The organism is Methylocaldum sp. MU1018 (assembly GCF_053646775.1).
The window spans coordinates 2245340-2258309 of record NZ_CM132195.1 but is presented as its reverse complement, the minus strand read 5'-3'; the positions used below and the strand labels follow the sequence as shown (position 1 = coordinate 2258309).

The following is a 12970-nucleotide window of genomic DNA, read 5'->3' as shown; positions in this document are numbered from 1 at the left end:
TGTCCGGGTTTTCGCAAATCAGATTGCGCCGACGGCGCTCAGGGTGACGAGCAGGACGGCCAGGGGAGAAAGATAGCGGATCGCAAGCCGCCAATAGCCATAGGCGGGTCCCATTTCGAGCTCCGCTTCGGTCGTTTCGCGTTTCATGACCCAGCCGGCGAACAGGGCAACCAGGATGCCGCCGACCGGCAGCATGATATTGGCGGTGAGAAAATCCACCAGTTCGAAGAAATTCTTTCCGAACCACGCATTTTCGGACCACAGATTGAATGAAAATACCGTTCCGAGCCCCAGCAGCCAGCAGCCCAACCCGCTCCAGAGGCACGCCGTTTTGCGGCTCATCGCCCGATTTTCCGAAAGCCAGGCCACCGTGGGCTCGATCAGGGCGATCGCCGAGGTAATCGCCGCGAAGAATACGAGCACGAAAAACAGCAAGCCGAACAGCGAGCCACCGGGCATTTGGCCGAAAGCGATCGGCAGCGTTTGGAAGATCAGGCCGGGGCCCATGGTCGGCTCCAGGTGATTGGCGAATACGATCGGAAAAATGGCGATGCCGGCCAGCAAGGCCACCAGCGTATCCGCGGAGGCGACGAACACCGTGGACCGCGAAATCGAAACGTGATCGGGCAGGTAAGAACCGTAGATCATGATGGAGCCCATGCCCAACCCGAGCGAGAAGAACGCTTGCCCCATCGCGACCAGCACGCTCTCGCCGCTGATGCGGCTGAAGTCCGGCTTGAACAGGAACGATATCCCCTGGGCGAATCCGTCGGAATTCATGGCATAACCGTCCAGAAGGATGAGCATGATGAACAGGCCCGGCATCATGAATCGCGTCGCGCGCTCCAGTCCGCCGCTGACGCCGCGGCTGACGATGATCATCGTTGCCGCCATGAACACGGTATGCCAGATGAACTGGATTTCAGGAGAGGACTTGAGATCGTTGAATACCCGGCCGGCGTTCTCGGGGCTGACCTGGTGCAGGTAGCCGCTGCTCATCTTGAAGATGTAGACCATTGACCAGCCGGCGATAACCGAGTAATAGGACAGAATCAGGAAACCCGACAGCATGCCGAGCCAACCGGCATAGTGCCACGCGGGGCTGGTTTTAGCTTCTTGCGCCAGCGTCAGCATGGTGTTGATGGGGCTTTGCCGGCCGCGGCGTCCCAGCATGGTTTCCGCGATCATGATGGGAATGCCTATGGCGATGACGCACAGCAGATAAACCGCGACGAAAGCGCCGCCTCCGTTTTCGCCGGCCAGGTAAGGAAACTTCCAGATATTCCCCAGGCCTATGGCCGATCCGCTGGCGGCCAGAACGAATGCCAAGCGCGACGACCATTGGTTGTGCAGAAAACGCTGATCGGTCATGTATTCTCCGAGTTATTGTGCTGAGCCAATCGAAGGTTCGGGCAACCCCAAGGATGCGTTAAAATAGCAAGATTTTTTTATCGAGTCAGGCAATTTAGTTCTAAGTACATGGCCGCAAAGAAAAACAAGGATACGACCGGGAGTGGCACCATCGCCCTCAACCGGCAAGCTACCCACGACTATTTCATCGAGGAACGCTTCGAGGCGGGGCTGGTCTTGCAGGGATGGGAGGTGAAAAGCTTGCGGGCTGGAAGAGCCCAGCTGAAGGAGAGTTATGTCACGCTGAAGAACGGCGAAGCTTGGCTGCTCGGAGCGCATATCTCCCCGTTGACTTCCGCCTCCACCCATATCGTCCCCGATCCCATCCGGACCCGAAAGTTACTTTTGCATCGTCGAGAATTGAGCAAGCTCATCGGTCATGTCGAGCGCAAAGGCTATACTCTGATCCCGCTCGCGCTGTACTGGAAAAGCGGGCGCGCCAAACTGGAAATCGGTTTGGCGAGAGGTAAAAAGCAGCACGACAAGCGCGCCAGCGAAAAGGAAAGGGACTGGCAACGCGAAAAGCAGCGCATCATGAAGCAGCGCTGAGGCCGAGTCTGCCTGGATCGGCCGTTTGGCCGCCGGGCGCGCGAGCGGGTTTGTGATTTTTGAGTGCCTTCCTGTGCGGGTTGGCGATAATTTGCGCATTCTGGAGAATCGGCAATAACGATGCGTCTGGCTGAATACAATCACCTTCTGGTTTTGACCGTATTGGTGTCGGCGGCTGTCTTGTTCTTCTCTCACCGGGCCGCGGCCGGCCCGTATGCGGCCCTGGTGGCGGAAATCGAGACCGAGCGTCCGCTGTTCGAGCGAAATACCGACGAATTGAGGCACCCGGCATCGCTGACCAAGATGATGACGCTGTATTTGGTCTTTGAGGCTTTGGCCGGCGGGCGTATTTCCACCGATACCGTATTTCGGGCTTCCCGGTTCGCCGTGCTGCGTCCTCCCTCCAAGTTGGGACTGAATGCGGGCGACGGGATTACGGTCGAGCAGGGCATCCTGGCTCTGGTGACCCGGTCGGCGAACGATGCGGCGGCGGTAATCGCCGAGGGAATGGCCGGCTCGGAATCCGCGTTCGCGCAATTGATGACCGAGAAGGCGCGCCAACTGGGCATGAGCCGCACCGTCTACCGCAACGCGTCCGGCTTGCCCGACCCCAATCAGGTCACCACGGCCTGGGACATGTTCCGGCTCGGGAAATCCTTGTACAAGCATTTTCCGCAATACTATCCCTACTTCTCTACGACCCAGTTCTATTTCGATGGTCGCAGCTTTCACAACCACAATCATCTCCTGAAAAGCTATCCGGGCGCGGACGGCATTAAAACCGGCTTCGTCAATGCGTCCGGTTTCAACCTGGTCGCGTCGGCGAAGCGCGGCGGCCATCGATTGATCGGCGTGGTTTTCGGCGGGACCAGCGCTGCAGCCAGGGATGCTCACATGCGGGACATACTTGACGACGGGTTCGCTCAGATGCAGGGCTTGGAGCCCAAGATCCATACGGCGACGTTCGATCAGCCGGAGCTGCCGACTTTGCTTGCGCGGCCGAGGTTGTCCGAACATTCGGCCGAACGGCGGGCCGGGCGAGAGAGCGTCAAATCGGCTAACCGGAGCAGTCGTTCCCCGGAGCAAGGGGATGGGCAGGAGAAAACGGCCGCCAACCGCGGAAAGGAGGCCTGGCAAGTTCGCGTCGGCTCGTTTTCCAGCGGAAAAGCCGCGGAGCAGCGACTGGCGCAGGCATTGAAGTTCGCTCCGCATCCGCTCCGGCATGCGCGCGCGACGGTTACCGCACGCACGCAGGGCGGGAAAAAGCGCTATCTGGCCGTTTTCAACGGAATGACGCAAAAGGATGCCGCCGCGGCCTGTCAGGCGCTCAAGCGTAAACGCATGGAATGCGCTTCGGGGCGCTCATCGAAATAAATCGATGCCGGCGCTTGCCGTATTTGCGAGACGTTGATAGAGGGGCGATGGTCGATTTGAACAAATGCATGGCGGTAGCCGGTATTCTTGGTGCCGGCTGGCTGATTTATTTATTGGCTCCGATTTTGACGCCTTTTGTCGCCGGCGCGCTGATCGCTTATCTGAGCGATCCCCTGGCCGACCGCTTGGAGTCGCTCGGGTTGAAACGCCAGAATGCCGTAATCGTCGTCTTTACGGCCATCATTTTCGCCATCGCCCTGGTGCTTCTGCTGATCCTCCCGATGCTGGAGGAGCAGGTCAGCCGCTTCATCGATCATCTTCCGGCCTATTCCCATTGGTTTAAAACGACGGCGATCCCCTGGCTGCAAAAACATCTGGGAGTACGCATCAAGTTCGTCGATCCGGAACAGATCGCCGGAATTTTGAGCGGGCATTGGCAGCAGGCGGGAGGCGCGGCGGCCACGGTTCTCTCTTCGCTATCGCGTTCCGGCGCGTTGGTCGCTTCCTGGCTGATGAACCTGCTGCTGATTCCGGTGGTTATCTTTTATCTGCTGAGGGACTGGGATGCGATAGTCGCCCGCGTCCACGAGCTTTTGCCCCGTCGCTGGACGCCCGTCGCCGCCAAGCTGGCGGCAGAAGCGGATGAGGTTTTGAGCGCCGTCTTTCGAGGACAGCTTGCGGTAATGGCCGCGCTCGGCACGATCTACAGCGTAGGGCTATGGCTGGCCGGATTGGATTTGGCGCTCCTTATCGGCATGTTTTCCGGGCTGATCAGCTTCATACCCTATGCAGGCTCCATCTCCGGCGTGCTCGCCGCGTCGATAGCCGCGCTGTCCCAATTCGGCGATTTGTGGTCGGTCGTTCCGGTTCTGGCCGTGTTCGGCGTAGGACAAATGCTCGAAGGGATGTGGCTAACCCCCTGGCTGATCGGCGACAAGATAGGCCTGCATCCGGTCGCAGTCATTTTCGCCGTTCTGGCGGGCGGGCAATTGTTCGGGTTTTTGGGGGTGCTGCTCGCGTTGCCGGTCGCTTCGGTGATCATGGTGCTGGTGCGGCATGCTCACGGTCTTTATAAAACGAGCGATCTTTATGGCGGCGACGTTTCCGACGAAGATTCAGGAAAGGTAAGCTGACGAATCCCGGGGATGCGGTTGCGGATTTGGGAAGCCCCAATATCGTTCATAGCTAATCAGGTCGAATTGATGTATTATCGCGCGCAGCGGTGTGCGGGGAATATATCGGATCAATTCAGGGAAAGGGGTTCGACCAGACAAGGGTTTGTTGCCCGATTTGCCTGGCATCCGTGATAACGAAAAACAGTAGTGTTGGAGGTTATGTAATGATTTTTGCTAAGAAAGCGATGCTTGCTGTGGCAGGTGCGGCGATGCTGGCATCGGCCGCCGTTAATGCGGATACCATCGAGGTCAAAGGCCAAGGCGTGAAATTCGCGCCCGAATTTATTCATGCCAAAGTTGGCGACGTTATTTCGTTCCGCAATATGGCTACCCATTTCGTGGAAAGCGTTGAAGGCATGTGGCCGGAAGGGGCGCCGAAAATGCTGTCCGCCATGGGCGCCGATTATGACTATGCGGTCGAGAAAGAAGGCGTGTATGTCTTCAAATGCCCGCCGCACTGGGGCGCTCGCATGGGAGCCGTCATGGTAGTGGGCCAGCCGGCCGACCTGGACGCTACGGTGGAAAAATACATTCAGGTTGCCGATACCGTTAAAGAAGCCAAGCCTGCGAAAGGTCTTCTGACCAAATTCCAACAAGCCGAAAAGAAATAATCGTTTTTGTCGGCTTAGATTAATGGCGCGCCAGGTTTTACCCGGCGCGCTTTTTTTGTGCGTTTATTATCGCGAAACGGCTCTTTGAATCCGGATCGCCAGGAAATATTCCCTTTCGTTCGCGAAGTTCCTTTTCTTCAAGAATATCATTTCGGTCGCGCTTTTTCCGAGTTTATCGGGAAGCTGCTCGGATCGGGAATCAGCGGCAGGCGTATGTGTCTCTCAATGTTTTCAGGTCCAGTATCCGAATGTGTTTGTGATGGACCGTAATCAGGCCGGCATCTTCGAGATTTCGCAAAGTGCGGCTGACCGTTTCAAGGGCTAATCCGAGAAAATTGCCGATTTCCTGGCGAGTCAGGGTGAGATTGAAGTCTACCGGCGAAAACCCGCGTTTTTTGAGGCGATCCGAAAGATTCAGGATAAACATGGCGACCCGCTCTTCCGCCGCCCGTTTGTTAATGATCACCTGGTCCGTTTCTTCGTCCAATTTGGCGCTGGCGTGACGAAACAATTCTCGCAGCAAATTCGGGACTTCCTGGCATAACTGATCGAGTTGATCGGCCGAAAGCTCGCAATAGCTTAAAGTTTCCAGGGCGATCGTAGAGCATTTATGGTGATTGGTGGCCAGGGCGTCGAAACCCAGCAACTCGCCCGGCAGCAAAAAGCCGGTAATATATTCGCCGCCGTGCGAATCGTGAATGACGGTTTTGGCCGTTCCTCCCTTGATCGCTATGATGCCGCGAAACTTGTCGCCTTCACGAAAAAGGTGCTCTCCTTTCTGCAGGGTTTTCTTGCGGCCGACGATTCGGCTGATGCGTTCGATGTCCTCTTGGGCCAATCCCCGAGGGATGCATAGCGACGTCAGGCTGCAATTCTGGCAGGTTACTTGCAATTTCTTTTTGATGTCGAGCGAGGGCGATGTGGTCACGAGCACGATGGGAAGGATATAAAACCAAAAGAACGATCGATCCGAATTAATGCCGGATCGGAGACAGATGTTAATTGATGGCTATTCGGCTTGATCGGAGACATGATCAGGCGCCCATAATCGCGAGGCTGCGGCCTTGCGTCAAGTCATCATGCGATAACGCAGCCAATTTCTCGATGCGCGGGCGATTCGCTTGCCGTATTTATATTATTAACTCGGATAGTCCGTCGGGTGTTTTTCGGGATCTCGGGGCCCGTGATTCCCGGACCGCAAGCGGTTGACGGACGCGCCGGGTTTTCGAAGGGGCTTTCAGCGGTTTTCATGGATCGGGCGCTCGGCATTGGGCGCCCAATCGATATGTTTTGCCCGGAGTCATCATGCAAATAGCAATCATCGGAATCGGCGGGGTGGGCGGATATTACGGCGGCAAGCTGGCTCGGCGTTATGCTGCGGGCAGCGATCCCCGAATCGTGTTCGTCGCCAGGGGTGAAAATTTGAGAGCGATCCGGGCTCACGGTCTTCATCAGATCGCCGAGGATGGGGGCTTTATTGTGCGGCCTCATGTGGCCACCGACGATCCGTCCGGGCTCGGGGTGTTCGATGTGGTCCTGCTTTGCGTCAAGTCCTACGACCTCGAATCCGGCGCTCGCGCCCTCAAAGGCAACGTCGACGAACGAACCGTCGTCATCAGCCTGCTCAACGGCGTCGACAACGCCGAACGCCTGAAGGCGGTTTTACCCGAAGCGCGCATTTGCAACGGCTGCGTGTACATCGGCGCCCGCCGTGCCGCCCCCGGCGTCGTGCGCCAGGCGGGAGGATCGTGCAAACTGTTTTTCGGCCCGGAGCGCGAAACGGCCGGAGATTTCGAAGCGATAGAAACGCTTCTGCGAAGCGCGGACATCGAGGCCGAGTACCGGGAAGACATCGACGCCGTGGTCTGGGAGAAATACCTGTTCGTTTCGCCTTTTGCGAGCGCGACGGCCTATTTCGACAAAACCTTCGGCGAACTCATGGACGGCGATGAAAGCAAGGCGGTCCTGATCGGACTGTACGAGGAACTCGAGCGTGTCGCACGGGCGAAAGGCATTCGACTTCCGCCGAATATCCGGGCGCTTTCGCTGGGCAAAGCCGCATCGTTTCCTCACGATGCGAAATCATCCATGCACATGGATTTCGAAAAAGGCGGGCGGACCGAGTTGGAAACGATGACGGGAGCGGTGGTCGGGATGGCGCGCCGGCACGATATTCCCGTGCCGCTCCACGAGCAGGTCTACCGGGCCTTGTCGATGCGCGCCGACACAGGCCGCCTCTTTTCGACGGAGAGAGGAAATGGCATTTCAACTTGACCGGATCGTACCCTGGGGACGTTCGTTCGACGAATACGTCGCCATGTTCGCCCTGGAAACGCAGGATTTCGGCAGGAGAATTCTCGGCTGCGGAGACGGCCCCGCCGGTTTCAACGCAGAGTTGTCGTCCCGGGGCGGCTCGGTGGTCTCGGTCGATCCCCTGTACCGGTTTTCGGCAGACGAGATTGCGTCCCGCATCGACCGGACATATGACATCGTGCTGGAGCAAACCCGGCAGAATGCCGGCGAGTTCGTCTGGTCACATATCGGCTCGGTCGAAGAACTGGGCCGAATCCGCCTGAGCGCCATGCGGACATTCCTGGCGGATTACCCCGAGGGAAAGCGGGAGCGCCGCTATCTCGATGCCGAACTGCCGAAACTTCCCTTTTCCGACGGGGCGTTCGATCTGACCCTTTGTTCGCACTTTCTGTTTCTCTACAGCGCACAGCTCGGCCTGGATTTTCACCTGCGATCCTTGCGCGAATTGTGCCGCGTGGCGGGCGAAGCCAGGGTTTTTCCGCTGTTGGAGCTCGGCGCGGTGCGGTCCCGTCACCTCGACGGCGCAGTGTCGCAACTGGCGACGGAAGGGTATCGGACAGAAATCGTAAAGGTGCCCTACGAGTTTCAGAAAGGCGGCCATGACATGCTGATCGTGCGGCCGCCAAATCCAAGAAAGCCGCTCGGGAGCGACGCCGCCGTTCCGCCGCAGAAAAACGATGCCGCTCGATGAGGAGATTGTCCATGACATTCATCGCTTACTGTGTCTTCGACACTCCGCTCGGCCCGTGCGGAATCGCCTGGCGCGATGGCGGGACTGACGATGCCCCGCCGGCCGTGACCTGTTTTCAGCTTCCCGAAGCCAGCGCGCAGGAGACCGAAGCGAGGATCGCGCGGGAATCCGGCGGGCGTCCGTCGAGCGCGCCGCCACCCGCGATCGCTGCCCTCGTCGAGAGGATTCGCAGGCATTTCGAGGGACATCCCGACGATTTTCGGGACGTCGAGGTCGACCTCGGCGGTGCGGGGCCGTTCGCGCGGCAAGTGTACGCCGCCGCTCGCGCCATCCCGTCAGGGCGAACCATGACTTACGGCGAGATTGCCGAAGTCTTGGCCCGGCCCGGCGCGGCAAGGGCGGTCGGCCGGGCCCTGGGAAAAAACCCGATTCCCCTCATTATCCCTTGCCACCGGGTTCTGGCGGCCGGCGGCAAGCCCGGCGGATTCTCGGCGGCAGGCGGCCTGACGACCAAAGCCCGAATGCTGGCCGTCGAAGGGGTGAGAATCCTGAACGGCCTGTTCGCCGATCGGGGCTGACCGCCTTGGAGCGTCCGAATTCCGGATGCACGGAATTCGGCCCTTCCGGGCAAAGCCCGCCACCGCTCCGCTACGGTCGGAGGACGTCGGAAAATTTTTTGGTCCGATTTCGGGACGAGGTGTCGAATCGGCGCACCTTCGTACGACTATCCAGTGCCTACAGATTTTCGTCACGTTCCGGAGAAAGCCATGAAATATCTCTGCCTGGTCTACAGCGAAGAAGAAAAGCTGCACAGCCTGCCCGAAAGTCCCGAGGATGCCGAATGCCTGGCCTATGCCGACTCGCTCCGCGAGAGCGGGCGTCTGGTGACGGGAGAAGCCCTGGAATCGGTACAGACCGCCACCACCGTGCGGGTCCGCGGCGGCAAGGTGTCCGTCACCGATGGTCCCTTCGCCGAGACGAAAGAGCAACTGGCCGGGTTTTATCTGATCGATGCTCGGGATCTCAACGAAGCCGTCCAGATCGCCGCGAAAATCCCGCCGGCGCGCGTGGGCAGCATCGAGGTGCGGCCGGTAAGGCAATTAAACCCCCGCAGCCATGACGAAACCTGAGTCATCCTCCATTTTTTGAGAGAAAAAACCATGACAACCGAAACCATCCAGGCCTATGACGAAGCCCGGATTCGACAGATCATCGCCGATCATATGAGCGCCATCTGCTCCAAAGACGTGAACCGAATCATGTCTTATTACGCTCCAGATGTCGTTTTCTTCGATTGCAAACCGCCGTTTCAAACCATAGGCGCAGAGGCTTATCGCCGCATCTGGGAAGAGTGCTTGCCCTGCTTCCCGGCTTCCTTCGCCATCGAAACGCGGGATCTCGGCGTTTTCGTGAGCGGCGACCTGGCGCTCGCCCACCGGCTCTTCCGCCTCGCCGGGGAGGAAAAGGATCATCCGGCGATGCGGACCTGGATACGGGCTACAGCCGGCTATCAGCGGAAGCAGGGAAATTGGCGGATCGTGCATGAACATTGCTCTCTTCCCTTCGATCCGCCCACCGGCAAAGCCGTCTTTGCGCTCGATCTTTAGCCCGGCTCCGATTCGACGATAGATAGCTGCAATCAAAAAGGAAACGCGCCATGAAAATTACCGTTGAAACCACCGTGGCTGCACCCATCGAGGAAGTCTGGCGTGCATATACGATGCCTGAGGATATCAAACAGTGGAATGCCGCGTCCGATGACTGGCACACAACCGCTGCCGCGGTGGATCTGCGCGTTGGCGGCACCTTCTCTTTACGAATGGAGGCAAAAGACGGCAGCATGGGGTTTGATTTCGCTGGCACTTATACGAATGTCGTGAAGCACAAATTGATCGAGTATTCCTTCGGCGACCGCGTAGCGCGCGTCGAGTTCGCTAATAGTCCGAAAGGCATCAAAGTACGCGTAACCTTCGATAGTGAGCCAACTCATTCCATCGAGCAACAGCGCGAAGGCTGGCAGGCCATTCTTAACAACTTCACCCGCCATGTCGAGGCAAGCGAGTAGTGGCAATAGCAGCTAACAACGCGCTCAACACCGACTCGCAAAAGCGGCAAGCCGCGCCACCTTTGCCCGCGAGTTAACGCGAACGATAGGCGAAGCTGGCCGCACAGGCTTCGCTTCTTATAACCCCAACCCAGACAAGGAGACATCATGCAAGTCCAACCCTATTTGTTCTTCGAAGGCCGCTGCGAGGAAGCGATCGAGTTTTACCGCCGCGCGCTCGGCGCCGAGGTCATGATGCTGATGCGCTACAAGGAAAGCCCCGAATCCCCTCAGTGTCCGCTGCCGCCCGGAGCCGAGGATAAGGTCATGCATTCGAGCTTCCGCATCGGCGAGACCACGGTGATGGCGTCCGACGGTCTGTGCCGGGGGCAGCCGAGCTTTCAGGGCTTTGCGCTGTCGCTCTCGGCTCCGAACGAAGCGGAGGCGGATCGCCTGTTCGCGTCGCTGGCCGAAGGCGGGCAGGTGCAGATGCCTTTAGCCAAGACCTTCTTTTCGCCGCGCTTCGGCATGGTCACGGACCGCTTCGGCGTGTTGTGGATGATCGTCGTGCCGGCTTGAAGGTCGTTGCTGAAGTAAGCGGCGGATAGCAGCGATGAGAGAGGATGCCGCCGACCGGGGGCGCGAGACGGTGGACGCCCTCTACCGTTCCGATTCGCGCCGCGTGTTCGCTACCTTGATCCGTTTGCTCGGCGACTTCGACCTCGCCGAGGAAGCGTTGCACGATGCCTTCCGGGCGGCGCTGGAGCAATGGCCGCAAGCAGGCGTGCCGGCCAATCCGCGGGCCTGGCTGGTTTCCGCCGGCCGTTTCAAGGCCGTCGACGCCATGCGCCGGCGCGCCCGGTTCGTCGACCTGCCGACGGATGTCGCCGAGCGAGCCGACGCCGATGATTCGGCCGGATGTGACGACGCGGGCAGCGAGCACGGCGAGGCGCCGCTGACCGAACTCGCCGAGCAAGTCGCGGGCGGTCTCGGCGATCCCGCCGCATTGGACGATGAGAGCGTCGAAGACGACCGGCTGCGGCTGATTTTCACCTGCTGTCATCCGGCCCTGTCGTCCGACGCGCAGGTCGCGCTCACCCTGCGCGAGGTGTGCGGCCTCACCACCGAAGAAATCGCTCGCGCTTTCCTCATCGCACCGTCCGCGCTGGCTCAGCGCATCGTGCGCGCCAAGGCGAAGATCCGCGACGCCCGCATTCCCTATCAGGTGCCGACCCGAGAGGACTTGCCGGAGCGCCTGGACGCCGTGCTGCGCGTGATCTACCTGGTATTCAACGAGGGTTACTCCGCTTCGCTGGGCGGGTCGCTGACGCGGCGCGATCTCTCCGAGGAAGCGATCCGTCTGGGCCGCTTGCTGACCGAACTGCTGCCGGAGCCCGAAGCGCAGGGCCTCCTGGCCTTGATGCTGCTGCACGAAGCGCGTCGCGCCGCACGCACCACGCCGAGCGGCGAACTGATATTGCTGGACGAGCAGGATCGCACGATCTGGAATCGGGACCAGATTGCGGAAGGGGCGGCGCTGGTAGAGCGGGCGCTGTCGTCGCGCCGCTTCGGTCCGTACACGCTACAGGCCGCGGTCGCGGCGGTGCATGCTGAAGCGCCGACTGCCGCCACGACCGATTGGGCGCAGATCGCTGGCCTGTACGACGTGCTGCTACGGGTGGAGCCGTCGCCCGTGGTAGAACTGAACCGCGCCGTGGCGGTAGCGATGCGCGACGGTCCCGCGGCGGGCCTGGCCCTCGTCGACGGCATTCTGGCCCGAGGCGATTTGGAGGATTACCACCTGGCGCACGCGGCGCGCGCCGACCTGTGCCGCCGCTTGGGAAGAGCGGCGGAGGCCCGAGCCGCCTACGAACGCGCGCTCGGCCTGACGCGGCAGGAGCCCGAGCGGCGGTTTCTCGAACGGCGGCTGGACACGCTGCCGGATTGAAACGGGCATGCGCGGTTTTCTCGTACCGGCCGTCGAAGGCGCCGCAGCCGCCGGCGTCTGCGACTCGAAAGCATCGCGCAGATGAACGTCTTCGCTCATGGGGCGCAAGGCGTTCTGCCGGTTTATTCCGGGGCCGGGCCGCGAACCGAGTTGGCGCGGATTGTCGGTTCCCGAACCCAAACTTCAGGAGGCTTATGGACGCAGAAAACACGCATCGGGTTTTCGAATGGCTGTGGTGCTCCGGCCAGCTTTCCGAGCGCGACATTCTTCGGCTGCCGGGCTTGGGTATCGAAGCCGTGGTCAATCTTGCGCTGCCCACCTCGTCCGGCGCCTTGCCCGGAGAAGCGGAATTAGTCGCCCGCCAAGGCTTGGCTTACGTCCAAATCCCGGTCGTGTGGGAGCGGCCCGAGCCCGTGCAATTCGCGCAGTTCGTCGGCGTGCTGAATGCCTTCGCCGGGCGCAGGATTTGGGTGCATTGCGCCAAAAACATGCGGGCGTCGGCTTTCGTTTATCTCTATCGCAAGTTCGTTCTCTCCGAGAGCGAGGATCAGGCCTCCTTCCCGATGCGCGAGGTCTGGCGTCCCGACGAGGTTTGGCAAGCCTTCATCGGCCGGGTTTCCGAAGCGTACCTCAATGACTCGTGTGCGGATTCATCGTCCGGGATAAGCGGTTGACCATTACCGTCGGCGTAAAAAAGCGCACGCGGATGGATCGACGAAGCGAACGAGCCCGGCCGGCAACACCCTGACGCCCGGTCCGAACGTTTTCCGCCTCGGAAAGCTCTGATGAAGTCCTTCGACAGGCCTGTCCTGAGCCGGGTCGAAGGGCTCAGGACGAACGGAATCGATTTGTTCA

The 12970-nt window shown here is 59.9% G+C and carries 15 protein-coding genes; 13 read left to right on the top strand and 2 right to left on the bottom strand.

Features of this window, described 5'->3' with window-relative positions; genetic code table 11:
* Nucleotides 1-18 precede the first annotated feature (18 nt).
* Nucleotides 19-1371, bottom strand: a complete 1353-nt coding sequence (locus ACWJKU_RS10370; RefSeq protein ID WP_454142231.1) for a sodium-dependent transporter — start codon at nucleotides 1369-1371, stop codon at nucleotides 19-21.
* A gap of 108 nt (nucleotides 1372-1479) precedes the next feature.
* On the opposite strand from ACWJKU_RS10370, the gene smpB reads away from it, so the two are divergent.
* The 4 genes from smpB (at nucleotide 1480) to ACWJKU_RS10350 (ending at nucleotide 5119) form a co-directional block, all read left to right on the top strand.
* A complete protein-coding gene (gene smpB / locus ACWJKU_RS10365) occupies nucleotides 1480-1959 on the top strand; it encodes an SsrA-binding protein SmpB (protein WP_454142230.1) in 480 nt (159 codons plus the stop codon).
* A 120-nt stretch (nucleotides 1960-2079) separates the two neighbouring features.
* Nucleotides 2080-3333 carry a D-alanyl-D-alanine carboxypeptidase family protein gene (locus tag ACWJKU_RS10360; protein WP_454142229.1) on the top strand — a complete coding sequence of 418 codons (1254 nt, stop codon included), beginning with the start codon at nucleotides 2080-2082 and terminating at the stop codon, nucleotides 3331-3333.
* 47 nt (nucleotides 3334-3380) lie between these two features.
* Entirely contained in the window at nucleotides 3381-4466 is a 1086-nt protein-coding gene (locus ACWJKU_RS10355) for an AI-2E family transporter (RefSeq protein ID WP_454142228.1), read from the top strand.
* Between the two features lie 206 nt (nucleotides 4467-4672).
* Nucleotides 4673-5119: a plastocyanin/azurin family copper-binding protein gene (locus ACWJKU_RS10350; RefSeq protein ID WP_454142227.1), complete on the top strand. Its 447-nt coding sequence runs from the start codon at nucleotides 4673-4675 to the stop codon at nucleotides 5117-5119.
* A 199-nt stretch (nucleotides 5120-5318) separates the two neighbouring features.
* On the opposite strand, the gene ACWJKU_RS10345 is transcribed toward ACWJKU_RS10350, so the two are convergent.
* Nucleotides 5319-6047 (bottom strand): helix-turn-helix domain-containing protein, encoded by a 729-nt coding sequence (locus ACWJKU_RS10345; RefSeq protein ID WP_454142226.1) that lies wholly within the window; start codon nucleotides 6045-6047, stop codon nucleotides 5319-5321.
* A gap of 377 nt (nucleotides 6048-6424) precedes the next feature.
* Here ACWJKU_RS10345 and ACWJKU_RS10340 point away from each other — a divergent pair, with 377 nt between their 5' ends.
* From ACWJKU_RS10340 to ACWJKU_RS10300, 9 genes are all read left to right on the top strand, one after another.
* Nucleotides 6425-7393, top strand: coding sequence for a ketopantoate reductase family protein (locus ACWJKU_RS10340; protein WP_454142225.1), 969 nt, complete (start codon nucleotides 6425-6427; stop codon nucleotides 7391-7393).
* Entirely contained in the window at nucleotides 7377-8123 is a 747-nt protein-coding gene (locus tag ACWJKU_RS10335) for an SAM-dependent methyltransferase (RefSeq protein ID WP_454142224.1), read from the top strand. The genes ACWJKU_RS10340 and ACWJKU_RS10335 overlap by 17 nt, the downstream gene beginning before the upstream one ends.
* 11 nt (nucleotides 8124-8134) lie before the next feature.
* A complete protein-coding gene (locus ACWJKU_RS10330) occupies nucleotides 8135-8701 on the top strand; it encodes a methylated-DNA--[protein]-cysteine S-methyltransferase (RefSeq protein ID WP_454142223.1) in 567 nt (188 codons plus the stop codon).
* Nucleotides 8702-8890: 189 nt separating this feature from the next.
* The gene (locus ACWJKU_RS10325; protein WP_454142222.1) at nucleotides 8891-9253 is read left to right on the top strand and encodes a YciI family protein; all 363 of its coding nucleotides are present in this window, start codon (nucleotides 8891-8893) and stop codon (nucleotides 9251-9253) included.
* Nucleotides 9254-9283: 30 nt separating this feature from the next.
* Nucleotides 9284-9730: a YybH family protein gene (locus tag ACWJKU_RS10320; protein ID WP_454142221.1), complete on the top strand. Its 447-nt coding sequence runs from the start codon at nucleotides 9284-9286 to the stop codon at nucleotides 9728-9730.
* Nucleotides 9731-9780: 50 nt separating this feature from the next.
* Nucleotides 9781-10188, top strand: coding sequence for an SRPBCC family protein (locus ACWJKU_RS10315; RefSeq protein WP_454142220.1), 408 nt, complete (start codon nucleotides 9781-9783; stop codon nucleotides 10186-10188).
* A gap of 147 nt (nucleotides 10189-10335) precedes the next feature.
* Nucleotides 10336-10746 (top strand): VOC family protein, encoded by a 411-nt coding sequence (locus ACWJKU_RS10310; protein ID WP_454142219.1) that lies wholly within the window; start codon nucleotides 10336-10338, stop codon nucleotides 10744-10746.
* Nucleotides 10747-10780: 34 nt separating this feature from the next.
* Nucleotides 10781-12115: an RNA polymerase sigma factor gene (locus ACWJKU_RS10305; RefSeq protein ID WP_454142218.1), complete on the top strand. Its 1335-nt coding sequence runs from the start codon at nucleotides 10781-10783 to the stop codon at nucleotides 12113-12115.
* 194 nt (nucleotides 12116-12309) lie between these two features.
* Entirely contained in the window at nucleotides 12310-12789 is a 480-nt protein-coding gene (locus ACWJKU_RS10300) for a protein tyrosine phosphatase family protein (RefSeq protein ID WP_454142217.1), read from the top strand.
* The last annotated feature ends 181 nt before the right edge of the window (nucleotides 12790-12970 follow it).

What these genes read in the sequence shown, in the direction of transcription:
- ACWJKU_RS10370 (WP_454142231.1), bottom strand. Translation starts at nt 1,371, where the DNA reads ATGACCGATCAGCGTTTTCTGCACAACCAATGGTCGTCGCGCTTGGCA.
- ACWJKU_RS10300 (WP_454142217.1), top strand. Translation starts at nt 12,310, where the DNA reads ATGGACGCAGAAAACACGCATCGGGTTTTCGAATGGCTGTGGTGCTCC.
- ACWJKU_RS10330 (WP_454142223.1), top strand. Translation starts at nt 8,135, where the DNA reads ATGACATTCATCGCTTACTGTGTCTTCGACACTCCGCTCGGCCCGTGC.
- ACWJKU_RS10335 (WP_454142224.1), top strand. Translation starts at nt 7,377, where the DNA reads ATGGCATTTCAACTTGACCGGATCGTACCCTGGGGACGTTCGTTCGAC.
- ACWJKU_RS10305 (WP_454142218.1), top strand. Translation starts at nt 10,781, where the DNA reads ATGAGAGAGGATGCCGCCGACCGGGGGCGCGAGACGGTGGACGCCCTC.
- ACWJKU_RS10350 (WP_454142227.1), top strand. Translation starts at nt 4,673, where the DNA reads ATGATTTTTGCTAAGAAAGCGATGCTTGCTGTGGCAGGTGCGGCGATG.
- ACWJKU_RS10340 (WP_454142225.1), top strand. Translation starts at nt 6,425, where the DNA reads ATGCAAATAGCAATCATCGGAATCGGCGGGGTGGGCGGATATTACGGC.
- ACWJKU_RS10320 (WP_454142221.1), top strand. Translation starts at nt 9,284, where the DNA reads ATGACAACCGAAACCATCCAGGCCTATGACGAAGCCCGGATTCGACAG.
- ACWJKU_RS10325 (WP_454142222.1), top strand. Translation starts at nt 8,891, where the DNA reads ATGAAATATCTCTGCCTGGTCTACAGCGAAGAAGAAAAGCTGCACAGC.
- smpB (WP_454142230.1), top strand. Translation starts at nt 1,480, where the DNA reads ATGGCCGCAAAGAAAAACAAGGATACGACCGGGAGTGGCACCATCGCC.
- ACWJKU_RS10310 (WP_454142219.1), top strand. Translation starts at nt 10,336, where the DNA reads ATGCAAGTCCAACCCTATTTGTTCTTCGAAGGCCGCTGCGAGGAAGCG.
- ACWJKU_RS10355 (WP_454142228.1), top strand. Translation starts at nt 3,381, where the DNA reads ATGGTCGATTTGAACAAATGCATGGCGGTAGCCGGTATTCTTGGTGCC.
- ACWJKU_RS10315 (WP_454142220.1), top strand. Translation starts at nt 9,781, where the DNA reads ATGAAAATTACCGTTGAAACCACCGTGGCTGCACCCATCGAGGAAGTC.
- ACWJKU_RS10360 (WP_454142229.1), top strand. Translation starts at nt 2,080, where the DNA reads ATGCGTCTGGCTGAATACAATCACCTTCTGGTTTTGACCGTATTGGTG.